The sequence below is a fragment of the Ruegeria sp. CH6 genome (assembly GCF_056537005.1).
On the sequence record NZ_JBQFQS010000012.1, the window covers coordinates 57,833 to 80,841 of the forward strand.

Below are 23,009 nucleotides of genomic sequence, written 5' to 3' on the forward strand. Positions count from 1 at the left end.
CGAGCTCTTCGTTTATGCCTTCGTCTTCAGTCACTTGGACAAACGCTTGTCACGAGCGGCCAGAAGTTTCAGACGCAGAGCGTTCAGCTGGATGAAACCAGCCGCATCGGTCTGGTCATAAGCACCGGCGTCTTCCTCAAAAGTCACGTGCGCTTCGGAGTACAGCGAGTGATCCGACCAGCGGCCCACGGTCGAGGCCAGACCTTTGTACAGTTTCACACGGACGGTGCCGGTGACATGTTCTTGCGACTTGTCGATGGCTGCTTGCAGCATTTCCCGCTCGGGCGAGTACCAGAAGCCGTTATAGATCAGCTCGGCATATTGCGGCATCAGCTGGTCTTTCAGGTGCATCGCGCCACGGTCCATGGTGATGGACTCGATACCGCGGTGCGCTTCCAGCAGGATGGTGCCGCCGGGAGTTTCATAGATGCCACGCGATTTCATACCGACGAAACGGCCTTCGACCAGGTCCAGACGGCCAATGCCGTGCTTGCCGCCATATTCGTTCAGCTTGGTCAGGATAGTGGCAGGGCTCATCGCTTCGCCATTGATGCTGACTGCGTCGCCTTTTTCAAATCCGATTTCGATGAACTCGGGCTCGTTCGGCGCGTCTTCGGGATGGACGGTGCGCTGGTAGACATAGTCGGGCGCCATATCGGCGGGGTCTTCCAGAACCTTGCCCTCGGAAGAGGTGTGCAGCAGGTTGGCATCGACCGAGAAGGGGGCCTCACCGCGTTTGTCCTTGGCGATCGGAATCTGGTGTGCTTCGGCCCATTCGATCAGACGGGTACGGCTGGTCAGATCCCACTCGCGCCACGGGGCGATGACCTTGATTTCGGGGTTCAGTGCGTAGGCGGCCAGCTCAAAACGGACCTGATCGTTGCCCTTGCCGGTGGCACCATGCGCCACAGCGTCGGCACCGGTTTCTTCAGCGATCTCGACCAGGCGCTTGGAAATCAGCGGCCGCGCGATCGAGGTGCCAAGCAGGTACAGACCTTCGTATTGCGCGTTGGCGCGGAACATCGGGAAGACGAAGTCGCGAACGAACTCTTCGCGGATATCCTCGATATAGATGTTCTCGGGCTTGATCCCCAGCATCTCAGCCTTTTGGCGTGCCGGCTCAAGCTCTTCACCCTGACCCAGATCGGCGGTGAAGGTGACAACCTCACAGCCATACTCGGTCTGCAGCCATTTCAGAATGATCGAGGTATCAAGGCCACCGGAATAGGCCAGAACAACTTTCTTGGGCGCGGACATCTGACTTCCCTTTATGCGTAGAACGATTGGCCCCTAGCGGGTTTTCGACCCGGGGGCAAGTTGCGAGCATTGACGCAGGACGGGAATTGGGATGAAACGATTGCAAAGATAACAAGGATTGGTTGAGAGGGCGGTTCAGAATGCTTGGTTGGCAGATTTTCATCCATTCAGTTCGAATGGTGTTCAGTAATCTACTGGAAGCTCTGCAGATTGGATTGGTACCATCAGTTGCCGCCGCAATATTCAGTACCCTCGTCTTGGGCCTGGCGAGTGCGAACGGGATTGATGCGGGTGATCCAGCAATGCACTTGACTGCGAAAGACGCGCTGAACGTCGTTGTAGCAGCGTTGATCAATATCCTAGTGAGCTTGTGGATTTTCGTCGCCTGGCATCGGTTCGTACTGCTCGAAGAGTATCCCAAAGGTTGGATCCCATCGTTCAATTTAGATCGGATAGGGGCCTACATCTGGTGTACCGTCCAGCTTATTGTCGTTTGCGTGATTGCATCGGTGGTAATTCTGGTGCCGTTGCTCTTGGTTGGCTCAATTTTGGCCGCCATCGTGCCGCCATTGGGTTACCTGCTTCAACTTTTGCCGTTTGCCGCCTTCTTTGTTGTCTATGTGCTTTTCATAAGGCTTGGCGCAGCCTTGCCAGCAGCGGCGATTGGGGAACCGCTTGGTTTTATGGACGCAAAAAAAGCAACTGAAGGCTCTAACGGCACCATCACAATTGTTGTGTTGATTCTGGCGTTTGTTCAGGTTGTCCTCAGTCTTCTGATCTTTCAGGCCAGTCAGATCTTGCCTATAGTGGGAATAGCAAGCCAAACGATTATCGGGCTGGTCATTTCACTGGTAAATGTCAGTGTTTTGACCACGGTGTACGGTATTTACGTCGAAAAACGCGAGCTGGCCTAATACCCGTACACATATGTATTCCTTGCCCTTTGGGCAGCGATACGACACTGAGACCGATATGACCGATTTCATGACCCGCGCCCGCGCTGCCGAACAGGCGATGCGCACTGTGTTTCCTGCAACGCCACTGCAGCGGAATGCTCATCTGTCCGATCGCTACGGGGCCGATATCTGGCTCAAGCGCGAAGACCTCAGCCCGGTGCGGTCCTACAAAATCCGCGGGGCGTTTAATGCCATGCGTAAGCAGCAGGGTCAGGAATTGTTTGTGTGTGCCAGCGCAGGCAATCATGCACAGGGTGTGGCCTATATGTGTAAGCATCTGGGCGTAAAGGGCGTGATCTTCATGCCGGTGACGACCCCCCAGCAGAAAATTCAGAAGACCCGGATTTTCGGCGGGGATAACATCGAAATTCATCTGACCGGCGACTATTTTGATGACACGCTGGCGGCCGCGCAAAGTTGGTGTGCGCAGCAGGGCGGGCATTTCCTGTCTCCTTTTGACGATGATGACGTGATTGAAGGCCAGGCTTCGCTGGCGGTTGAGATCGAAGCCCAGTTGGGTGCTGTCCCGGATCACGTAATCCTGCCGGTGGGTGGGGGCGGTATGTCCTCTGGTGTTGCGACATGGTTCGGGGATCGCTCGCATTGCCTGTTTGTCGAACCTGCAGGTGGGGCGTGCCTGCGTGCTGCGCTTGCTGCTGGTCATCCCGTTGCTTTGGATCATGTGGATACCTTCGTAGACGGCGCTGCCGTCGGTCGCATTGGAGCGAAGCCATTTGAGCTTTTGCGTTCACGACACCTCTCAGACGTACTGGTCATGTCCGAGGATCGCATCTGCGCAACCATGATCGAGATGCTCAATGTCGAGGGCATCGTTCTGGAGCCAGCAGGCGCTTTGGCCGTCGAAGCGATAGGTGACGTTCAGAGTTTTGTTCGCGGCAAAACGGTTGTCTGTGTCACCTCGGGCGGGAACTTTGATTTTGAGCGTCTGCCCGAGGTCAAAGAGCGGGCGCAGCGTTATTCCGGTGTGAAGAAGTACTTCATCTTACGTCTGCCGCAGCGTCCGGGTGCACTGAAGGAATTTCTCGGCATACTCGGGCCGGAAGATGATATTGCCCGCTTCGAATACATGAAGAAATCGGCTCGCAATTTTGGTTCGGTCCTGATCGGAATCGAAACTCGCAAACCTGAGAATTTTATGCGCCTGTTTGCTCATCTGGATGAGGCCGGATTTACCTATACGGATATCACAGAGGATGAGACGCTTGCCCAGTTCGTAATCTGATTCACTTCAGATTATCTGCCAGACCTGCCTCGAACACGGATCTGGACTGGTCAAACTCAGAATAGATTTCGGCAAGGTTGACGTCAGAACCTTCCCCGGCCGCGGCTTTTCTTTCCCCGTCCTGACAGAGCTTTGAGAATCTGTCGAAACCCAGGCTCAGTGCGCTGCCTTTGAGGAAATGCAGGTTCTGCTCAATCTCGGTTCTGGAGGTGTCCTCACGCAGTTTCGAGATCACTTCCTGCACCTCGTCCATGAAAATCTGGACAACCTCATCAAACTCATCTGCGCCCACTTCGTTGCGCAGCTGATTTACCCGGGGCCAATGTATCATCATGCCCTCCGTCTGGACCTGCTTACCTCTCTGATAGGGCGCAACGCGTAAACAGCTGATTAAAATCGCTCAGGCGAAGTGGCCAATCTGCTTTCACTCAATTTTAAGCTGCAGATTTTAGCTTCTCCAAATCTCGGTTTCAGGGAATGCGTGGGGTAAAGGGTGACGCCAGCCAGTCAGACAGACACTGTGGGCAAGCCGAAATTTGGTGCAATCCAAAAAGTGCTGGTTGTTGATGACAGCCGCCTTCAACGAAGAATTCTTGTGGCCTCGCTCAAAAAGTGGGGTTTTGAGGTTGTCGAGGCTGACAACGGCGAAGACGCGATCGCGTTGTGTAAGGTTGATCCACCTGATCTGGTGCTCAGCGACTGGGTGATGCCTGGCATGGGTGGGCTTGAATTTTGTCGGGCTTTCCGTGCGTTGGAAATGGATCAGTACAAATATTTCATTCTTCTCACTTCCAAGAGCGAAAAGCAGGAGGTTGCGCGGGGCCTTGATGCGGGTGCAGATGATTTCCTGATCAAACCGTTAGAGGCGGATGAGTTGCGGGCCCGGATTTCCGCAGGCGCCCGTATTTTGGATATGCAGCGCGAACTCTCAGACAAGAACCGGCTGATCGAAAGCGCCTTTGAGGAGTTGCGGTTGGCCCATGATGCCATCGACAAGGATCTGATGCAGGCGCGTAAAATTCAGGATTCACTGGTGCCCGAGCTTCGGCGCGACTTCGGGAACTCGCGGGTCAGTATGTTGCTGAAGCCCTGTGGCCATATTGGCGGTGATCTGGTCGGTATGTTCTCGCCCGGTCCAAACCGTCTGGGATTTTATAGCATCGATGTTTCGGGTCACGGTATTACGTCGGCCATGATGACGGCGCGCTTGGGCAGCTATCTTTCCAGCAAGCATTTTGATCAGAATGTCGCGATGGAGCAGCGATTTGATAAATTCTATGCACTGTTGCCGCCCGAGAATGTTGCCGCGACACTGAACTCGCGCCTGATGGCTGATGCCGGGATCGAAGAATATTTCACGATGGTCTACGCCATCGTCGATTTACGCAACGGTCACCTCAAAATGGTTCAGGCCGGGCATCCACACCCGCTGCTGCTGCGCAAGGATGGCAGTACCGAGTTTCTGGGCACAGGTGGTTTGCCTATCGGTCTGATTGAAAACGCGGTTTTTCAGCAAACGGATGTCTACATGAAGCCGGGTGACAAGTTGTTGCTCCATTCAGATGGATTTACCGAGTGTCGGTTGGCGGACGGCAGCCTTCTGGATGAAGAAGGTCTTCAGGCCATGGCGCAGGACTGTCTTTCCGATGGTGGCGGCTCGGATTTTCTGGACGACATGTTCTGGCGATTAACGCAGGTCATGTCGCCTGATGATGGTATGGGAGACGATGTTTCAGCCGTCTTCTTCGAATACAATCAGCCCTAAAGCCCCTGCATATGACGTGTGGCAAAGTGGCGGTCACCTTCATTTCCCAGCATTCTGGTGGCGTCTGACGTCTCCATCCACACGGCCTCGTGGAATTCTTCGGTGGGCGGTCCCATTGGGCGGACTGGCCGCGCGCGGTATATATAGCAGACTTTCTCGGCCCAAAGATCGTATTCCGGCATATAGGTGAAACGCCGAAATGCACCGACACGTCGCGGTGCCGTTATCAGCCAGCCGGTCTCTTCAAAAACCTCTCGGTGAAGGGCCGTTATCGGAGATTCACCCGGATCAATTCCCCCGCCGGGAAGCTGGAGTTCGGGGTTCAGACCGTCATCATACCAGGTTACGAGCAATGAGCTGCCCCGTGGTAACAAAGCATACACGCCGGGCCGCCGAATGTACCGTCGCCCCGGTTCCGGGGTTTCACCGAACCTTCTGATCATGTATGGCCCCTTTCAACCCGGTTTGTTCGACCTATATGGTGGCGGTATGCCAACCTGTGGCGTGTAAGGAAACCCCATGTCTCTTGGAACGAAAATCGCGTGGGACGATACCGTCCTGCCCTTTCAACTTGATGTATCGGATATGCGTGGCCGTGTGGCGCGTTTGGACGGGGTGCTGGACGGCATCCTGAGACAGCACGACTATCCGGAACAGGTCGAAGCCCTAGTGGCCGAGATGGCCCTGCTGACCGCATTGATCGGCCAGACTGTTGCGCTGCGCTGGAAGCTGTCCCTTCAGGTTCAGTCCAAGGGCGCGGTACGCATGATTGCGACCGACTACTATGCGCCGCAGAAAGACGGTGAGCCAGCACAGATCCGTGCCTATGCCAGCTTTGATCGGGATCGCCTAACCGATGGCGCACCCTTTGACCAGGTGGGCGAAGGGTATTTTGCGATCATGATCGACCAGGGTGAGGGAACCCAACCCTATCAAGGGATCACTCCGCTGGCGGGCGGTTCGCTTCGCGCCTGTGCCGAAGCCTATTTTGCGCAGTCCGAGCAGCTGCCGACCCGCTTTTCGCTGAGCTTTGGCAAATCGACCGAGCCTGGCGTGGGTGAGCATTGGCGCGCCGGAGGCATCATGCTGCAGCATATGCCCAAGGCGTCCCCTTTTGTGGCATCTGGCGAAGGTAGCGGCGAGATTCTCTCGGCTTCGGATCTGGTTGATGGCGATGAAGGTGAAAATTGGGGCCGGGTCAACATCCTGCTCGATACGGTCGATGACCTTGAGCTGATTGGGCCATCGATTGCACCAACTGACTTGTTGATCCGACTGTTTCACGAGGAACAGCCGCGTGTCTATGATGCGCAGATGGTCAAGTTCGGCTGCACCTGTTCCGAAGATCGCGTGCGTCAAAGCCTGTCGATCTATTCGGCGCGGGACATCGCCAAGATGACCACTGACGAAGGAACCGTGACTGCCGATTGTCAGTTCTGCGGTGCCCATTACGTGTTGGACCCAAGCACGGTTGGCTTCGACGCCGAAGATGCGGATCGTGCCTGATCCGATTTCACAACTGACGGCGGCGTTGAACCGCCCCGGTGACGGGTCGAGTGACTTTGATCTGAACCCTGAAACTGTTTTGCCAGCGGGACGCAAGCTGCGCCCCGCTGGTGTTCTGGTTCCGGTGTTGTTGTCTGGTGATAAACCGCGCCTGATCCTGACCAAGCGATCTTCGGCCCTGAAACATCACCCGGGCCAGATTGCGTTTCCCGGCGGAAAACAGGACGAAGGCGATGCAGATGTCACTGCAACAGCCTTACGTGAAGCGCAGGAAGAGATTGGTTTACCGCCAGATCTGCCGCGAATTCTGGGCCACTTGCCAACCCATGAAACCGTAACGTCCTTTACCGTGACGCCTGTCGTGGCGGTGTTAGAGAATGGTTTTGATCCAATCCCGGAACCCGGAGAAGTGGAAGAAGTCTTTTCAGTTCCACTTGCGCATGTTCTGAACCCAGCGAATTATGTCGTCGAGTCGCGTCGTTGGCGCGGCCAAAGACGTTACTATTTCGCTGTGCCTTACGGCCCCTATTACATTTGGGGCGCAACGGCACGGATGCTTCGGGGTTTGGCGGCGCGAGTGAGTGAATGACGCAGATCACAGAAGACTGGATCAGGGTTGAAGCAACACAGGATGTATGCTCGGCTTTGACCAACGCCGGTGCGCAGGCCTTGTTCGTGGGTGGTTGTGTGCGCAACGCGCTTTTGAATGCCCCGGTTTCCGACATTGACATAGCCACGGACGCGCATCCCGAACAGGTGCTGGAGTTGACCAGTAAGGCTGGTCTGAAAGCCGTTCCCACTGGTATCGATCACGGTACAATTACAGTGGTTAGCGGTGGTATCCCGCACGAAGTGACGACTTTCCGCCGCGATGTCGAAACCGATGGGCGGCGCGCGGTCGTTGCGTATTCGGACGCAGTCGAAGAAGATGCCGCCCGGCGCGATTTCACAATGAACGCGCTTTATGCGCAGCCGGATGGAACCATTCTGGATCCGCTAAATGGTCTGCCCGATCTATGGGCGCGCCGCGTCAGGTTCATCGGGAATGCAGAGGACCGGATCAAAGAGGATTATCTGCGGTCATTGCGGTATTTTCGGTTTCACGCCTGGTACGGCGATGCAGATGCCGGGTTTGACCCTGAGGCACTGTCTGCGATCGCCTCGCACCTCGAGGGGCTCGAGAAACTCTCACGAGAAAGGGTTGGGGCTGAAATGCTCAAGCTGCTTGGTGCACCCGATCCCGCGCCTTCGGTGGCAGCGATGCGAAGTGCAGGCGTTTTGGCCCGAATTCTGCCCGGTGCTGACGACAAGGCCCTGCCAATTCTCGTGAAACTTGAAGGGGATGCCGGAGCACCCCCCGACCCGATTCGCCGATTGGCTGCAATCGCGCCACCGGAAGTTGCCCGAACTCTGCGGCTCAGCAAAGCTCAACTGCAACGCCTGACCCGTATGCGGGACGAGGCCATGGGAACCGCAGGTGTTGCTGAACTTGGCTTTCGATATGGTTCAACAGGGGGGCTGCACGAAACACTTCTGCGTTGCGCGTTTCTGGAACAACCCTGGACCGATGATCTTGCCATTGCCCTTGAAAAAGGGGCTGCGGCCAGCTTTCCGATCAAGGCAAATGATCTCATTCCGAAATACAGCGGTCCGGCGCTGGGCAAAAAACTGGCCGAACTTGAGGCGCGCTGGATTGCGTCGGGTTTCCTTTTGGACCGCGATGAATTGCTGGCGGAATAAAATGAAGTCTCAAAAGGGGATGACAAAGCGGATCATTTGTGGCTAGGGTGCGCGTGTCACATGGATGGAGGAATGCGAATGTATTACGGGATCTGGTTCGGCTAAGGCTGGAACACTTTACCCGTTGGGGTGGTGTTCTGACGCCATCTTCTTTCGCATGACTTATTTTGACTCGCTCAATCGGAGCACTCTCCATGTTTCGCTATTTCGAAAACCTCGTAGACCCTTTTGTCGCTTATGACGAAGTAGACACGCCGCCAACGCGGCTGTGGCCCTTCATGCTGGACTACTCGCGCCCATTCGTGCGCGTGTTTGTCTGGGCAGCACTTCTGTCAATCATCGTGGCAGGGGTCGAGATCGGCTTGATCTATTATATGGGCCGCGTCGTCGACCTGCTGTCGGGTTCACCGACCGAAGTCTGGCAGGCGCACGGCACAGAACTGCTGCTGATGGCAGCCTTTGTTCTGCTATTGCGGCCCGCGCTGCACGTGATTGACGTGCTGTTGCTGAATAACGCGATCTTGCCGAATTTTGGGACGCTGATCCGCTGGCGCGCGCATAAACACGTTCTGCGTCAATCGGTTGGCTGGTTCGAGAATGACTTTGCCGGACGTATCGCAAACCGGATCATGCAGACACCGCCCGCAGCGGGAGAGGTGATCTTTCAGGTCTTTGACGCGATTTCCTTCTCGCTGGCCTATCTGATCGGTGCGGCCATTCTGTTGATGGCAGCTGATCCTCGGTTGTTGGTGCCGCTGCTGATCTGGCTGGTGTTCTATGGGCTGCTGGTGCGCTGGACGGTGCGGCGGGTTGGACCGGCCTCGCAGGCCGCATCTGATGCGCGTTCAACGGTAACCGGGCGTGTGGTGGACAGCTATACCAATATCCATTCGGTCAAGATGTTTGCCCATGCGGATCAGGAACTGGACTATGCGCGCGAGGCTATCGAGGCAACGCGCCGAACATTTCAGGTCGAGATGCGCATCTTCACCATCATGGACGCAGTTCTGGTCACGCTGAACGGCCTGTTGATCATCGGTGTTGTAGGTTGGGCGATTGCCTTGTGGATGCAGGGCAGTGCATCGGTTGGCGTTGTTGCAGCTGCAACTGCCCTGACGTTGCGGCTGAACGCGATGACCGGATGGATCATGTGGGCGCTGACCAGCTTTTTCCGCCAACTGGGTGTTGTCGCCGAGGGAATGGAAACCATCGCGCAGCCTGTTGATCTGTTGGATGTCAAAGGCGCACGGCCCTTGCAGCTGACTTCGGGCGAGATCGAAATTCGCGATCTGTCTCACCACTACGGTCGTGAAACGGGTGGTCTGGATCATATCAACCTGACTATCCAGCCAGGTGAAAAGATCGGTCTGATCGGGCGTTCAGGTGCCGGGAAATCGACTCTGGTAAAGCTGCTTTTGCGGTTTTACGACGTCGAACGCGGTGCAATCCTGATCGATGGCCAGGACATCAGTTCTGTTACTCAGGACAGTCTGCGTCAGCGGATCGGGATGGTTCAACAGGACAGTGCGTTGCTGCATCGGTCGGTGCGCGACAATATCCTGTACGGTCGCCCCGATGCGACCGAAGAGCAGATGATCGCCGCCGCCAAACAAGCCGAAGCGCATGAGTTCATTCTGGACCTTCAGGATCCGCAGGGCCGGACAGGATATGACGCGCATGTGGGTGAGCGTGGTGTCAAACTCAGCGGTGGTCAGCGCCAGCGTGTGACGCTTGCGCGGGTGATCCTGAAAGACGCACCAATCCTTTTGCTGGACGAGGCGACATCTGCGCTAGATTCCGAGGTCGAAGCATCGATTCAGGAGACCCTCTACGGCATGATGCAAGGCAAGACCGTGATCGCGATTGCGCACCGGCTGAGTACCATTGCTCAGATGGACCGGATTCTGGTGATGGATGGTGGTCGGATCGTCGAAGAAGGCGCCCATGCGGAATTGTTGTCGCACGGTGGTCTTTACGCTCAGTTCTGGGCGCGGCAATCTGGCGGCTTCATGAACCCGGAGGCCGCTGAATGAGAATCGCAGATCTGATTTATCCGTTCACGGACACCGAAACGCCCCCACCGCAGACGTTGGGGGCGTTTATTCGCTGGTGCCTGTCCGGCGCATGGCCGATGTTGTTTGTCGCCGCCTTCTTTTCCGCCACCGCAGGCGCGATGGAGGCCGGAACGGCATGGATCCTTGGCCATGTTATCGATGTGGCAACCGCAAGCGGACCAGAAGAGTTTTTATCCGCCCGAAATGCCTGGATGATCATCGGGGCGATCGCGTTTTTCATGCTGATCCGCCCGATCCTGTTCGGGCTCTCATCGCTATCGAATAACTACATCGTGATGCCGAACATCACGCCGTTGGTTCTGGCCAAGCTCAATCGCTGGACGCTGGGCCAGTCGGTGACTTATTTCGATGACGATTTCGCGGGCCGGATTGCCCAAAAGCAGATGCAGACCTCGAATGCGATGGCGTCGGTGGTGTCGGAAACCATCAGCGCAATTGTCTTTGCCTTGGCGTCGCTTGTCGGCTCTTTGCTTTTGTTAGGGTCTATTCATCCGCTGGTTATGGTCCCGTTCGCAGCCTGGCTTGCCATCTATTTCTGGCTGATCCGCTGGTATCTGCCGCGTATTCGCAAACGCTCGGCCGCGCGTGCAGGGGCGCGTGCAATGGTGTCGGGGCAGGTGGTCGATACCATCACCAATATCAAAACTGTCAAACTGTTCGCGCATTCCGAGTTCGAGGATCACGCCGCCCGTAACGCCATGGTCGAATTGCGGGAAAGATCGCTGGATTTCGGAAAGCTCTCAGCGAGCTTCCGCTTTATCCTGATGACGCTTGCCGGGGTTCTGCCTGTGTTGTTGTTGGGTGCCACGGTACTGTTGTGGCAGGCCGGCAGTGCGACGACCGGCGACATCGTTGCTGCCGGCGCTGTGTCCATTCGCATCGCTCAGATGACCGGTTGGGTCAGTTTCACGCTGATGGGCCTTTATGCCAATGTTGGCGAGATCGAAAATGGCATGAACACTCTGGCCAAGCGAAACCGCGTTGAAGATGCGGCGCGCGCTGCTGATCTGAAAGTTGCCGAAGGCGGGATCAGGTTCGATGACGTCAGCTTTGCCTATGGTCGGAATATCGGAGGTGTCACAGATCTGGATCTGACGATAAGGCCCGGTGAAAAGCTGGGTATCGTCGGGGCTTCCGGTGCAGGTAAGTCGACCCTGGTTTCTCTTCTGTTGCGGCTCTATGACAGGGAAAACGGTGCGATATTGATTGATGGTCAGGATATCTCACAGGTGACTCAGGACAGCCTGCGCCGTCATATCGGCATGGTCACGCAGGAAACTGCCATGTTCAATCGCTCGGCGCGCGAAAACATCCTGTATGGACGCCCGGATGCTACGGAAGAAGAAATGATCGCGGCCGCACACAAGGCCGAAGCGCATGAGTTTATTCTGGGCCTGCAGGATGCTCAGGGCCGGACAGGGTATGACGCCCATCTGGGTGAGCGAGGCGTGAAGCTGAGCGGAGGACAGCGTCAGAGGATCGCTTTGGCCCGCGCAATCCTTAAGGACGCGCCGATCCTTGTATTGGATGAGGCAACCTCAGCCCTTGATTCAGAAGTTGAGGCGTCCATCCAGACCGCCCTGCATCGCGTGATGGAAGGCAAAACGGTTCTGGCTATTGCGCACCGCTTGTCGACGCTCAGCGAAATGGATCGGATCATCGTTCTGGATCAAGGCCGCATCGTCGAGGACGGTGCACATGACACTCTGCTGGCACAGGGCGGGCTGTATGCGCGGTTCTGGCATCGCCAGTCCGGCGGCTTCATTCAGACCGAAGCTGCGGAATAGGGGTTCTTTTACAGCGTAAGCCCGGCTATCAGGCCCCCCATGACGCAGGAATACACCATTCTCCGCCTTGGTCATCAGGGCGACGGTATCGCCTATGGCCCCGTTTACGCCCCTCGAACCCTTCCGGGCGAGGTGGTCAGTGGCACGCTTGTTGGCACCCTGCTGAATGATATTCGCGTCAACACGCCATCAGACGACCGGGTTAAGGCGCCCTGCCGCCATTACAAAGCCTGTGGCGGGTGCCAGTTGCAGCACGCATCAGATACATTCGTTGCCGACTGGAAAGTTGAAGTGGTGCGGACAGCGCTCGCAGCACAAGGGTTGGAGGCACCGATGCGTCCGATCCATACCTCACCTGAACGATCCCGCCGCCGTGCAACCGTTGCTGTAAGGCGCACGAAAAAGGGCACCCTGGCTGGCTTTCACGGTCGTGCGTCTGATACGATCACCGAAATCCCTGACTGTCACCTGCTGGACCCAGCGCTGATTGCCGCCATTCCCGTTGCCGAGGCGTTGGCAGTGCTGGGTGGCAGCCGTAAGGGTGTTCTTGCCGTTACCCTGACCCTGTCCGAGGCGGGTCTTGATGTGTCGGTCAAAGGTGGCAAGCCGCTGGATGGGCCGTTGGAGCTGGCGCTGGCGCAAGCGACGGAACAGCATGGGCTGGCTCGTCTGACTTGGGATGATGAGGTGATCGCAATGCGCCAACCGCCAGTACAGCGGTTTGGCAAAGCGCAGGTTGTTCCACCCCCCGGAGCATTTCTGCAGGCGACAAAAGATGGAGAACAGGCTCTAACACAGGCTGTTCTGGAAATTGTCGGATCATCTAAACGGGTTGTCGATCTGTTTGCTGGTAGTGGTACCTTCTCGCTTCCACTGGCTGAAGGATCTGAGGTCCATGCTGTCGAGGGAGAAGCGGCCATGACCCGTGCGCTGGATCAGGCATGGCGCAAGGCAGAAGGCCTCAAGAAAGTGACAACCGAGGCGCGCGATCTGTTTCGCCGCCCCCTGATGCCAGATGAACTGAAATCCTTTGACGCAGTAGTCCTGGATCCACCACGTGCCGGTGCCGAAGCGCAGGTTCAAGAGCTGGTGCAAGCCAAACGCCCTGTCATCGCCTATGTATCGTGCAATCCGGTCAGCTTTGCGCGTGACGCAAAAATTCTGGCTCAGGCCGGTTACACCCTTGAATGGGTGCAGGTGGTTGACCAATTTCGGTGGTCGTCACACACCGAACTCGTAGGCCACTTCAACATGTCGAAAAAATCATGAATCAACAGGAGAGCGCCCAAATGGGGATCAGGCAGCGTTTGCAAGGCTTTGTCGAAAGCGCTGGATTTTCGCAATTCATCACCGGTGTGATCCTTATCAACGCCGTCCTGCTGGGTATGGAAACCTCTCCCAGTCTCATGGACAAGGCTGGCCCAGTGATCGTGTTTCTGGACAGCGTCTGCCTTACTATCTTTGTGGCTGAAATCGCGATGAAGCTGATTTCGACCGGGCGCCGTTTTTTCAGCAATGGCTGGAATGTCTTTGATTTTGTGATCGTCGGTATCGCTCTTGTGCCGGGCGCTGGCGGCTTGTCGGTCTTGCGTGCACTTCGGATTTTGCGGGTCCTGCGCGTGATCTCGGTGGCGCCACGCCTGCGTCGCGTGGTCGAGGGGTTTATCTCGGCACTGCCCGGCATGGCCAGCGTTTTCCTTTTGATGGCCATCCTGTTCTATATCGGTGCGGTGATCGCGACCAAGCTGTTCTCACAGTCCTTTCCTGAATGGTTCGGTGATCTCGGGCTGTCTGCCTATACCTTGTTCCAGATCATGACGCTGGAAAGCTGGTCGATGGGTATCGTGCGCCCTGTGATGGAAGTGTACCCCTATGCATGGATGTTCTTTGTTCCGTTCATCATGGTGACGACCTTTGCGGTGGTGAACCTTTTGGTTGGTCTTATCGTGAATTCGATGCAGGACGCGCACCATGCCGAGGATGGTGAAAAGACCGATGCCTATCGCGATGAGGTGCTGGAACGGCTTGAGATCATCGAGAAACACCTGATTGCGCAGTCAAACAGCAAAAAGTGATTTCAGTTTTTAGCTTTTTTGGCATAATAGCCAAAAAAAGCAGCAGGCAGTGAAAATATGGATCGTCGAGCATTTGGTTTGGGGGCAATGGCAACGCTGAGCCTTTCAGCATGCGCATCAGCAGGCCCCAGATTTCTTTCCTACAACGGACCCGAGGTGACATCGCTGGTCGTCAACAAGGGCGCACGAAAACTCTATCTTTTGCACCATGAACAGGTTCTGAAGGAGTATGACGTGGATCTTGGGTTTGCGCCGAGCGGCACCAAGTTTAAGCGTGGGGATGGCCGTACACCGGAAGGGTCGTATCTGATCGACCGCCGAAACCCACGCAGCCGGTATCATCTGTCGCTAGGCATTTCCTATCCTGACTCGAAGGATATCGCCCAAGCCAAGGCCGCAGGCGTTGATCCGGGTGGAGATATTTTTATCCACGGGCAACCCAATCTTCGTTCCGAGTTCAAGCGAGCAAGGAAGACACCTGATTGGACAGCTGGTTGCATCGCGGTCAAGAATGAAGAGATCGAAGAGATCTATGCAATGGTCAACGAAGGTACGCTGATCACGCTACGGCCCTGAACCGGCTCACAGCGGCTTCCAGTCCTTGAACCCATAGAGCACGTAGTCGCGCTGGTAGGTTTCGGCCGCCAGCGCTTCAAGCTCAGCATCATAGATATCCGACAGCAAGAACGGAACGTCCGCTTCAGAAGTGCCGAGTATTGGCGGATTGGTGTGCCCAACCTTACGGGCCAACTCGGGTAGTGCGGTTTCGATTTCTTCTTCTCGCAGAATGAAGTCGGGCATGGCAAAAACAGACATCCCCTCAAGCGTGCTTACCTGACTGCACCACAGACCGTCGACGCGGATGGGTGTTTGGCCTGCCAGAATATGGCGCAGAAAGACCAGAAAGGCCGAGAACGCCTCATAGTGCTGTTCTTTTGAATAGTTGTTTTTTCGAACCTGGCCGGGAAAGGGGATCTTGTACTTGTTCCGCAGCATGTTGCGGATGTTGAGATATGCGCCCGGGCCTTTGTTGAGGATGTGACTGCAAAACACCGAGTGCGCGCGCGCCAGCGGATGCCTTAGCACCGTGAACTTGCGATGCCCGGGGTTGGCTTGCATCCATTGGCGCATCTGCTTGCGGTTACGATCGGTCAACAGGTCCCGCGCATCCACGGTATCCAGACCAGCCAGCCATTGTGCAACAACAGCTTCTGGTCCGCCGCGGATCGGCAAATACATCAATGGCGTCTTTGGGGCTGCAATGTACCGCGAGACCGCTGGACCGCGGCGCGGCTCAAAAATTGGAACTCGATGCAGATTGAAGCCGTCGATTTTCGACAGCGCATTTTCCATCTCAACCGGATTTGTCACTTTCGACAGGGCCGGAGCAGGATTCTGAGGCTTCAGCCTGTCATCAAGTGCATCCAGCCGGGATCCAACTCCCAGCCATGCGGCCAGACCATTCAGAATCTCTAACTGGTTCAGATCATCATAATTTATATGAAATGCTGTCTGGCCGGTCTTCTGCAGATGGTTCTGCAGCATCTCTTTGAATTCCTGCTGCTCATCCAGGTAGCTGGCAAAATCCACCGGATCAAATTCGATCTGAGCGTCTTTTCGTACCTTTATGTTGGTCAGCTGCCATTGCTTGGTTTTGCGAGCGATTTTCAGCGACACATAGCTGTCCAGTGGGTTACGCGACAGAATGATCTTGGCGCATCGCGGATCATCCAGTGCCGACTGCAGCACCCGTGGATCGTGTTCCTGAAAATAGCGAAAACCATTCAAGGCATCCGGTGCAGCCCGGATCGCATCAAGCAGACGCATAGGGTCTTTGTCGCGTTCCTCCAGCGAAACCCCAAACAACTCATCAGATTTTAGCCGTCCGATAAAATGGGGATTGAATGCCTCGCCATGGCACGCCACGCCGTCTAGCGCATTCAAGTTGGCTTCCAACAGGTTCGAGCCGGTACGCATAGCAGCCAGAACAATGAAATAGTCGAACTTTGTGCTCATATCCGACTATTGAACCAGATATGGTTTGCGGAATTGCCGTGTCTGAGCACCAAAAACATCATCCACCGGAAAATCACCGACCAGATACGGGTGCATACCCTGATTTTTGAGGTTTTGCAGGAATTTTCCGAAGCCGGTCAGATCAACCATGGTTGGGGCTTCGGACAAATGAGCCGGTTGACCGGTTCCGATTTCATCAATCACCGTCTGAAGCGGCTCCATCGGAGATTCAACGAACTCCGCCATCGTCCAGATGCGGACCTTTGCCTTGGTCCAGACTGAATCCAGCACTTCAAGCTGCTTGGTTTCAATCTGCTGCAGACGCGCTGCTTCATTTCTGATGTCGGCAAAATTCATGTTCGAGCGGAACAGCGGTACGGCCCAAGCGCCGGTGACCACCGAAATCTGCGCGTTCTTGTCCCGTGCAAGGAACCAGTTGATCTTTTGCGTATCGGCCGGACCGAACTGAAAGCACTGTCTCTCTCCACGCGTGTTCCAGATCAGGTTAGAGACAAAAGCGGTCGGATTGTAATCCCGCAGTTTTGCACCATCGCTCAATGCACCGTTGATCGTGGTTTCTCCGCCTGCAAATTCAGCTCTTTCAGGTCCGAACAAGTGGCCATGGACGCGCGTTCCCGTCGCGTTGCCCAGCCAGGATTCGAAATCCTCGAACAATTCAGAGAAGCCCTGAAAGACGGAATAGGGAAACGAAGTCAGGCCGTTTTCACTACCGTGTCGCGGAAAACGGCTTTGCATATACAGGCCGTCGCGACCCCGGGTTCGACGCTCGACTGCTTTGGCAAAAACCCGGTCAATCTTGCCGGGGTTTGGTTCAGCCAGTTTCATTGCCTCTGTCTGATCGGTCAGAAATGTCTGGTACAACCGATCCGCATGAGGCCAGATCTTCCGTGCTACAAAGCAATCGGATCGGCGCAGCAACTGCAAATGGTCGTCGTAGAAAATGTGTGGGCGGCCCTGATAGTCGAATTTGGACAAGGTCAGTGACCGGCTTTCGATATGGATCGAGTACAGGCGAGCCAGCGTCTGAAAATAGCTTTCGTCCGGTATCCAGACACGCCGGAAATAGCGATCATACACCTTCCGTTTCGGGTCCTGCAGAATCGCCGTGAGGGTCTGTCGCGTCAGACACCACCATTGGCTGCCCATATGTGGAACCAGCCCATCGGGTATTTTGCGTCGAAAACCCAGAAGGCGTTGCAGTTTGACATAAGAATCGAACAGTTTCCGGTGTTTGCGCCATGAAAACGGAAAGCGTAGCGTAAACCTCTCAAGATCCAGGCCACCGACGGTCCAGCTCACATCAGCCGTGGTCGCGCTCTCGATAAAGTCTTCGCGCGGCCGTTCGGACAGGTAGTCGACCAGTTCCTGCACTGGCCGCAACGGCAGGCAGGAACCCGAGGACAAATAGACATGGCGCACATCTGGGAACCGTTCCAGTATCAAGGTCGCAGCCGATTGTGAGGCCGCAACGATCCCCCAACCGCCCCATTCGCAGACGTGCCGTTCGCTAAACAATATCAGCGGATCATCGGAACAGGATGAGACGAAATTGGTATAGGTCTCTTCATGTACTTTACGGTCTACGTGAATGACCACCGGGCAGCCCGCAGCGGTCCAGTGACGGGCGACCTGTTCCGCCCGATCCAGCGCAGTGTGAACCAGCATGACGATGCCCAGAGTGCTCATGCCCAGTTCCCCTTTGACATCAGACCAAGGATCTCAAGCTGCCGCCAGTTGATGTACTTTTCGGACCACTTGCACCAAAAGACTGGCTGGTCTTCCAGCTGTTCCAGATAGGCACGATACTCTCCCGACGCGCGATAATGCTGGTTTCGTGTCATTTCCTCGCGCGCTTTTTCGCCCAGAATATCAATCAGTTTAGCATGCAGCAGCGCGCCACTGGTTTTCTCACCACCCCACTCGTCGTAAACTTGGTTCAAGCCACGAGGCAGAAGAGAGTGGGTCGAGCTGACATAGACATAGCGCTTGTCCCACTTTACCAGCGGGATTTTGTTTAGTGCAGGCGCCTTTTCCGGATTGTCCTGAAAGAAAACGCGGCTGCGAGGGCCACCCTGAATCCACAAATTCCCGTAGGTCGGATTCTTGGAGATCATGTAGTTTCCCGAGTCGAACCAGGGAGAGATTTCAAACGGATCCTGCCCTTCGTGATACACCGCCTCCTGAACCGGACCTTCCGGATACATGTCAATCAGCATCGTGCCGAAGCTGCGAACACCTGTGCTATCCAGCCAGTCGGTCAGGGCCCGGATCGGGCGCGTGTCACAGAATGGGTAAATGAAGAACTCGTCCGGATCGACCGTCAAAACCCAATGATCACGTGCGTATTTGCGCAGCAGGTAGTTTGACCAGTCGAGACCGAAAGAAGCGCGCTTGTAGCTGGCTCTGGCGCTCCAGAGCGAGACATCTGGCTGTTCGCTCAGATACTCAGCAGTGCCATCATCACTGTTGTTGTCGACAAAGAGAAAGTGATCGATGCCCAATTTACGATAATAGGACAAAAAGTAGGGCAGCCGGATCTTTTCGTTGCGTACAACGCTCATCAACAGAACGCTGTCGCTTTGGATGTTCGCGGTGTTGTCTTTGAAAGGTTTCAACTCGCGTCGTTTACGCACACAGCGCAAAAGGCGGCGCTTGCGCCGCAATCTCATCCGATAAGAATCCAAAAGGCTCACGCGACTGCCTAACCTTCTATGACGCGAGCATGCCCGGGTTGGCCTGAGCCGAGATCGTACCGGGCAATTACCGTTTTATGACACTTTAGCACCTTGAGAAGCAATGTATTTAAAAGGTGTTAGCCTGAAACGGGTTTTCCAACGGGATCGTTCCCCATTCAGTTCCAGCCTTTTGAATTCATCAAACCCAGCCCCTCAAGCTGCGCCCATCCGGTGTAGCGGACAGAGTGTGCGTTCCACAGGTTGGGCGCTGCGACGATTGCATCATAGTATGGCCCGAATAGGTCGGGATCATGAAAATGCTGCCGCCTCTCTTTTTCGGTTTCCGCGTTTTTGATGACCTGAGGCAAGAATTTTGTATGCAACAACACGCCGGCGGGTGTGTCGCCCCCGGGCCCGTCATAGGCAAAATTCAAGTGCCGTGGCAGGGCAGAATGGCATGAATTTACATACGCATAGCGTCTGGACCAGTGAACCAACGGGATCTTGTTGAGTGTCGGTGAACGGTCAGGATGATCGGCAAAAAACACTCTCTCCCGCACACCGCCCTGAACCCAGAGGTTTCCCAATGGGTTTTGACGCTGTGCGCGATAGGGGCCGTTGTCGAACCAATTCAGGAGGTCCAGTGGATTGGACTGCAGATCGTATTCGTGCTGATCCAGGTGACCCTTGGGATACATGTCCAGCATCAAGGCACCAAAGGCGTTATGGCCACGGTTTTGAAGCCATGCCGTCAGATCCTTCAGTGATCTCGTGTCGTGATGGGCGTAGATCAGTAACTCGTCGGCATCCACCATCAGGGTCCAATGGTCGTGGCCGTACCGCATTTGCAGCCAAGTCAGCCAGTCCAGGCCAAAGCGAGAACCGCGATAGCTGGCATCGGTTCGCCACAGGGAAACGTCCGGTTGTTCCAGCAAATACGCGACCGTTCCATCGTCGCTGCCATTATCCACCATCAGAAAGTGATCAACGCCAAGGCTACGATAGTGACGAAAGAACCAGGGCAGGCGCTCGAGTTCATTGCGCAGGGTTGTGAAGGACAGGATGTCGCCCTTTGCGATCAATCGGGTTCTGTCCGACAGGCTGTTCAACTGGTGACGGCTGCGAAAGGATCGCCATAGAAGCCGTCGTCTTTTCATGCGCAACCGATACATCTGCAGCCACCCGATAGAGTCGTGCATCTGTTCCGCTGCGTGGCTCATTTTTGATAGTCGCCAGTCTGATGCCAGCGCCAGGCGTCGGCAATCATTGTCTCTAACGTTGATCTTTTCGGCTGCCAGCCCAGTTCGGTTTCAGCGCGGGCAGAGCCCGAAACCAGCTTGGTACAGTCACCTTCACGACGTGGTCCGGTGATATAGGGCACCGTACGATTGGTGACCGCTTTCGAATGGCTGATCACGTCCAGTACCGAAAACCCTGAACCGGTTCCCAGGTTGAATACTCGGCTGCCCTTATCCTGTTCCAGCCAATGCAAACCCAGAACATGCGCGTCCACCAGATCGCAGACATGCACATAATCACGAATGCAGGTGCCATCCGGTGTATCGTAATCCGTGCCATTCACGGTCAGCGCATCACGTTTGCCATCGATCGCATCCAGCATGAGCGGAACCAGATGAGTTTCCGGTCGGTGGAATTCACCAACTTCGCTGTCCGGATCGGCGCCAGCCACGTTGAAATAGCGAAAGATCACGTGTTTCAGCCGGTGCGATGCCTCGAAATCGCGCAGGATATCCTCGATCGCGCGTTTTGATGCGCCATAGGCATTCAGCGGATGCTGTGGCGTGTCCTCGTCCAGAACCACATTGTCATGTTCTCCATATGTGGCACAGGTCGAGGAGAAGACGAAATTCAAGCAATCCGCTGCAACAGCGGCTTCGATCAGGTTCAGTGATCCGGTGACGTTGTTTGACCAGTATCTGCCCGGTTCTGACATGGCCTCGCCAACCTGACTGAGTGCGGCAAAATGCATGACGGCAGCCGGTTTGTATTTGGCAAAGACCTCGTCCAGCCGCTCACGATCCAACAGGTCTCCGCGTTCGAACGGGCCGAATTTCACCGAATCCTGCCATCCGGTAACGAGATTGTCGTAGGTGACCGGAACATAGCCCGCGCGCGCCAGAGCCTTGCAGGCATGTGATCCGATATACCCGGCGCCGCCGGTTACGAGTATGTTGTTCATTTTTGGTCCCACAACATCCGGTCAGAATGTCGATTTGGTTATTCGGAGGCACGTAAGGGGGCTATTCCAGCCCCATCGCAGCCATCATCTCTTCGATCTTTGCTACGTCCTGCGGATTGTTCAGTTCCCAGAACTGCCGACCCTTGGCTTCAACCTCGACACACAGAACTTTGCGCCCGTTTTCCATGAAACGCAGCTGTTCAAGCCCTTCCAATGTCTCAAGCGGCCCGGTTGGCCAGCCTGGATAGGCCGACAGAGCGTCTGGTCGATAGGCGTAGACGCCAACATGATGAAACACCGGGGTTGGTTCGGTACTGGCATAGGTTTCCGAGGTGAAAGGAATGACCTCTTTCGAAAAATACAGTGCGCTGTGATCTGTGCCGAAAACGGCGGTTGTGCCCCCGACGCGGTCATGCTTACGGTCATTCAGCAAACCGTTCAGGGCATCCCCGTCGCAGCGCAACACAGGGGTCGCAACGCCCGCCTCGGGTGCGGCGCGCAAGCCTTCAATCAGATCTTCGACAAACCAGTGCGGCGTCAGGGGTGCGTCCCCCTGCAAATTCACAACGATGTCATACCCATTGCCCAGAACCGAGTGCGCCTCGGCACAGCGTTCGGTGCCATTGGCACAGTTCTCCGAAGTCATTGTGACCTCGGCCCCGAAACCTTCCGCAACTTCGCGAATGCGGTCGTCATCGGTGGCCACCACAACGCGGTCGACGCCAGCGACCGATTTTGCGGCACGCCAGGACCGTTCAATCAGCGTCATCGAGTTACCGGTCGCACCGGTCAGCGGCACAAGAGGTTTGCCCGGATAGCGCGACGAGGCATAGCGGGCAGGGATCGCAATCAGAACGGACATCAGGCCTCCTTCAGCTCAACACCCGGAGCATAGGCGATGAAGAACGGGTTGGCATAGCCGTCCTTGCCATATGTCAGCGGGGAGTGATCGTCGAACCGCACGACATCACCACCGGCACCGGCCAGCACTGCGTGCCCGGCGGCCGTGTCCCATTCCATAGTGCGACCCACACGGGGATAGATGTCGGCCTCGCCGGTGGCGACCAGGCAGAACTTCAGTGACGAACCCGCGCTTTTGCTGTCCTGCACCTGATATTTGTTGATGTAATCGTCTGTTGCCTGATCACGATGGGATTTTGAGGCGACGACCAAAAGTGCCGTATTGTCCGGGTTAGAGACTGATATTGGTGTCAACTCGCCTGTCTGCTCCTTGTTCAGAGCACCGGTTTCTTCAACCGATTGCCCATCAGCCTGAGTATAGAACATACGCCCTCGCGCAGGGGCATAGACCACACCGCGGGTCGGGACACCATTCTCCACCAGTGCAATGTTCACCGTGAAATCACCACGGCGGTTGATGAATTCTTTGGTTCCATCCAGCGGGTCGACAATCAGGAACGTATCGCCCTTTTCCGAATGCGAGGCGGCCTGTTCTTCGGTCACCAACAGGATATCGGGGAATGCCGTCCGCAGTCCTGCCGAGATCAGGGCGTCTGCGGCTTCGTCTGCCTCGGTGACGGGGCTGGCATCCGATTTGACCTTCACGTCGAAATCATCCGCCTCGTATATCTCCATGATCTTGTCGCCTGCTTCCAGGGCCAGACGTCGGATGACGGGAATGAGGGCGTCGTAGGTCACAAAAATGCTCCGTTCCTGAGGTTTGTTGATCCGA

Annotated in this window: 21 protein-coding genes; 11 read left to right on the forward strand and 10 right to left on the reverse strand. The window is 55.7% G+C overall.

Features of this window, described 5'->3' with window-relative positions; all coding sequences use genetic code 11:
- Nucleotides 1–30 precede the first annotated feature (30 nt).
- Nucleotides 31–1,257, reverse strand: coding sequence for an argininosuccinate synthase (locus ACR0CW_RS18860; protein WP_480788953.1), 1,227 nt, complete (start codon nt 1,255–1,257; stop codon nt 31–33).
- Nucleotides 1,258–1,397: 140 nt separating this feature from the next.
- Between ACR0CW_RS18860 and ACR0CW_RS18865 the strand changes: the two genes are divergently transcribed.
- Entirely contained in the window at nt 1,398–2,171 is a 774-nt protein-coding gene (locus tag ACR0CW_RS18865; protein WP_480788954.1) for a hypothetical protein, read from the forward strand.
- Nucleotides 2,172–2,229: 58 nt separating this feature from the next.
- Complete coding sequence (gene ilvA / locus ACR0CW_RS18870) at nt 2,230–3,456, forward strand: threonine ammonia-lyase IlvA (protein WP_480788955.1); 1,227 nt, start codon at nt 2,230–2,232, stop codon at nt 3,454–3,456.
- A 1-nt stretch (nt 3,457) separates the two neighbouring features.
- On the opposite strand, the gene ACR0CW_RS18875 is transcribed toward ilvA, so the two are convergent.
- On the reverse strand, nt 3,458–3,787 hold the full coding sequence (locus ACR0CW_RS18875; protein ID WP_480788956.1) for an Hpt domain-containing protein: 330 nt from the start codon (nt 3,785–3,787) through the stop codon (nt 3,458–3,460).
- A 162-nt stretch (nt 3,788–3,949) separates the two neighbouring features.
- On the opposite strand from ACR0CW_RS18875, the gene ACR0CW_RS18880 reads away from it, so the two are divergent.
- Nucleotides 3,950–5,221: a PP2C family protein-serine/threonine phosphatase gene (locus ACR0CW_RS18880; protein ID WP_480788957.1), complete on the forward strand. Its 1,272-nt coding sequence runs from the start codon at nt 3,950–3,952 to the stop codon at nt 5,219–5,221.
- Here ACR0CW_RS18880 and ACR0CW_RS18885 read toward each other — a convergent pair.
- Nucleotides 5,218–5,664: an NUDIX hydrolase gene (locus ACR0CW_RS18885; protein WP_480788958.1), complete on the reverse strand. Its 447-nt coding sequence runs from the start codon at nt 5,662–5,664 to the stop codon at nt 5,218–5,220. The two genes, ACR0CW_RS18880 and ACR0CW_RS18885, sit on opposite strands and share 4 nt — an antisense overlap.
- A gap of 76 nt (nt 5,665–5,740) precedes the next feature.
- Here ACR0CW_RS18885 and hslO point away from each other — a divergent pair, with 76 nt between their 5' ends.
- From hslO to ACR0CW_RS18925, 8 genes are all read left to right on the forward strand, one after another.
- Nucleotides 5,741–6,727 (forward strand): Hsp33 family molecular chaperone HslO, encoded by a 987-nt coding sequence (hslO, locus tag ACR0CW_RS18890; protein ID WP_480788959.1) that lies wholly within the window; start codon nt 5,741–5,743, stop codon nt 6,725–6,727.
- Nucleotides 6,711–7,316 (forward strand): CoA pyrophosphatase, encoded by a 606-nt coding sequence (locus tag ACR0CW_RS18895; protein WP_480788960.1) that lies wholly within the window; start codon nt 6,711–6,713, stop codon nt 7,314–7,316. Before hslO ends, ACR0CW_RS18895 begins: the two co-directional genes overlap by 17 nt.
- Nucleotides 7,313–8,467: a CCA tRNA nucleotidyltransferase gene (locus tag ACR0CW_RS18900; protein WP_480788961.1), complete on the forward strand. Its 1,155-nt coding sequence runs from the start codon at nt 7,313–7,315 to the stop codon at nt 8,465–8,467. Before ACR0CW_RS18895 ends, ACR0CW_RS18900 begins: the two co-directional genes overlap by 4 nt.
- Before the next feature lie 194 nt (nt 8,468–8,661).
- Nucleotides 8,662–10,500, forward strand: a complete 1,839-nt coding sequence (locus tag ACR0CW_RS18905) for an ABC transporter ATP-binding protein (protein ID WP_480788962.1) — start codon at nt 8,662–8,664, stop codon at nt 10,498–10,500.
- Entirely contained in the window at nt 10,497–12,329 is a 1,833-nt protein-coding gene (locus ACR0CW_RS18910) for an ABC transporter ATP-binding protein (protein ID WP_480788963.1), read from the forward strand. Before ACR0CW_RS18905 ends, ACR0CW_RS18910 begins: the two co-directional genes overlap by 4 nt.
- 39 nt (nt 12,330–12,368) lie before the next feature.
- Nucleotides 12,369–13,598 (forward strand): class I SAM-dependent RNA methyltransferase, encoded by a 1,230-nt coding sequence (locus ACR0CW_RS18915; RefSeq protein WP_480788964.1) that lies wholly within the window; start codon nt 12,369–12,371, stop codon nt 13,596–13,598.
- Nucleotides 13,599–13,618: 20 nt separating this feature from the next.
- A complete protein-coding gene (locus tag ACR0CW_RS18920) occupies nt 13,619–14,404 on the forward strand; it encodes an ion transporter (RefSeq protein WP_155144194.1) in 786 nt (261 codons plus the stop codon).
- Between the two features lie 57 nt (nt 14,405–14,461).
- Nucleotides 14,462–14,980: a L,D-transpeptidase family protein gene (locus ACR0CW_RS18925; protein WP_155144196.1), complete on the forward strand. Its 519-nt coding sequence runs from the start codon at nt 14,462–14,464 to the stop codon at nt 14,978–14,980.
- Nucleotides 14,981–14,986: 6 nt separating this feature from the next.
- Here ACR0CW_RS18925 and ACR0CW_RS18930 read toward each other — a convergent pair whose 3' ends face one another.
- From ACR0CW_RS18930 to cysQ, 7 genes are all read right to left on the reverse strand, one after another.
- Nucleotides 14,987–16,420: a nodulation protein NodH gene (locus tag ACR0CW_RS18930; protein ID WP_480788965.1), complete on the reverse strand. Its 1,434-nt coding sequence runs from the start codon at nt 16,418–16,420 to the stop codon at nt 14,987–14,989.
- A 6-nt stretch (nt 16,421–16,426) separates the two neighbouring features.
- Nucleotides 16,427–18,127, reverse strand: a complete 1,701-nt coding sequence (locus tag ACR0CW_RS18935; RefSeq protein ID WP_480788966.1) for a DUF5927 domain-containing protein — start codon at nt 18,125–18,127, stop codon at nt 16,427–16,429.
- On the reverse strand, nt 18,124–19,110 hold the full coding sequence (locus tag ACR0CW_RS18940; protein WP_480744184.1) for a glycosyltransferase family 2 protein: 987 nt from the start codon (nt 19,108–19,110) through the stop codon (nt 18,124–18,126). Before ACR0CW_RS18940 ends, ACR0CW_RS18935 begins: the two co-directional genes overlap by 4 nt.
- 182 nt (nt 19,111–19,292) lie before the next feature.
- Complete coding sequence (locus ACR0CW_RS18945; protein WP_480788967.1) at nt 19,293–20,336, reverse strand: glycosyltransferase family 2 protein; 1,044 nt, start codon at nt 20,334–20,336, stop codon at nt 19,293–19,295.
- Entirely contained in the window at nt 20,333–21,316 is a 984-nt protein-coding gene (gene galE / locus ACR0CW_RS18950) for a UDP-glucose 4-epimerase GalE (protein ID WP_480788968.1), read from the reverse strand. Before galE ends, ACR0CW_RS18945 begins: the two co-directional genes overlap by 4 nt.
- Before the next feature lie 61 nt (nt 21,317–21,377).
- Complete coding sequence (locus tag ACR0CW_RS18955) at nt 21,378–22,178, reverse strand: 3-deoxy-manno-octulosonate cytidylyltransferase family protein (RefSeq protein WP_480744192.1); 801 nt, start codon at nt 22,176–22,178, stop codon at nt 21,378–21,380.
- A complete protein-coding gene (cysQ, locus tag ACR0CW_RS18960) occupies nt 22,178–22,975 on the reverse strand; it encodes a 3'(2'),5'-bisphosphate nucleotidase CysQ (protein WP_480788969.1) in 798 nt (265 codons plus the stop codon). Before cysQ ends, ACR0CW_RS18955 begins: the two co-directional genes overlap by 1 nt.
- Nucleotides 22,976–23,009 lie beyond the last annotated feature (34 nt).

Coding starts and splice junctions, on each gene's coding strand:
- ACR0CW_RS18860 (WP_480788953.1), bottom strand. CDS start 1,257: ATGTCCGCGCCCAAGAAAGTTGTTCTGGCCTATTCCGGTGGCCTTGAT.
- ACR0CW_RS18865 (WP_480788954.1), top strand. CDS start 1,398: ATGCTTGGTTGGCAGATTTTCATCCATTCAGTTCGAATGGTGTTCAGT.
- ilvA (WP_480788955.1), top strand. CDS start 2,230: ATGACCGATTTCATGACCCGCGCCCGCGCTGCCGAACAGGCGATGCGC.
- ACR0CW_RS18875 (WP_480788956.1), bottom strand. CDS start 3,787: ATGATACATTGGCCCCGGGTAAATCAGCTGCGCAACGAAGTGGGCGCA.
- ACR0CW_RS18885 (WP_480788958.1), bottom strand. CDS start 5,664: ATGATCAGAAGGTTCGGTGAAACCCCGGAACCGGGGCGACGGTACATT.
- hslO (WP_480788959.1), top strand. CDS start 5,741: ATGTCTCTTGGAACGAAAATCGCGTGGGACGATACCGTCCTGCCCTTT.
- ACR0CW_RS18895 (WP_480788960.1), top strand. CDS start 6,711: ATGCGGATCGTGCCTGATCCGATTTCACAACTGACGGCGGCGTTGAAC.
- ACR0CW_RS18900 (WP_480788961.1), top strand. CDS start 7,313: ATGACGCAGATCACAGAAGACTGGATCAGGGTTGAAGCAACACAGGAT.
- ACR0CW_RS18905 (WP_480788962.1), top strand. CDS start 8,662: ATGTTTCGCTATTTCGAAAACCTCGTAGACCCTTTTGTCGCTTATGAC.
- ACR0CW_RS18910 (WP_480788963.1), top strand. CDS start 10,497: ATGAGAATCGCAGATCTGATTTATCCGTTCACGGACACCGAAACGCCC.
- ACR0CW_RS18915 (WP_480788964.1), top strand. CDS start 12,369: ATGACGCAGGAATACACCATTCTCCGCCTTGGTCATCAGGGCGACGGT.
- ACR0CW_RS18920 (WP_155144194.1), top strand. CDS start 13,619: ATGGGGATCAGGCAGCGTTTGCAAGGCTTTGTCGAAAGCGCTGGATTT.
- ACR0CW_RS18925 (WP_155144196.1), top strand. CDS start 14,462: ATGGATCGTCGAGCATTTGGTTTGGGGGCAATGGCAACGCTGAGCCTT.
- ACR0CW_RS18930 (WP_480788965.1), bottom strand. CDS start 16,420: ATGAGCACAAAGTTCGACTATTTCATTGTTCTGGCTGCTATGCGTACC.
- ACR0CW_RS18935 (WP_480788966.1), bottom strand. CDS start 18,127: ATGAGCACTCTGGGCATCGTCATGCTGGTTCACACTGCGCTGGATCGG.
- ACR0CW_RS18940 (WP_480744184.1), bottom strand. CDS start 19,110: ATGAGATTGCGGCGCAAGCGCCGCCTTTTGCGCTGTGTGCGTAAACGA.
- ACR0CW_RS18945 (WP_480788967.1), bottom strand. CDS start 20,336: ATGAGCCACGCAGCGGAACAGATGCACGACTCTATCGGGTGGCTGCAG.
- galE (WP_480788968.1), bottom strand. CDS start 21,316: ATGAACAACATACTCGTAACCGGCGGCGCCGGGTATATCGGATCACAT.
- ACR0CW_RS18955 (WP_480744192.1), bottom strand. CDS start 22,178: ATGTCCGTTCTGATTGCGATCCCTGCCCGCTATGCCTCGTCGCGCTAT.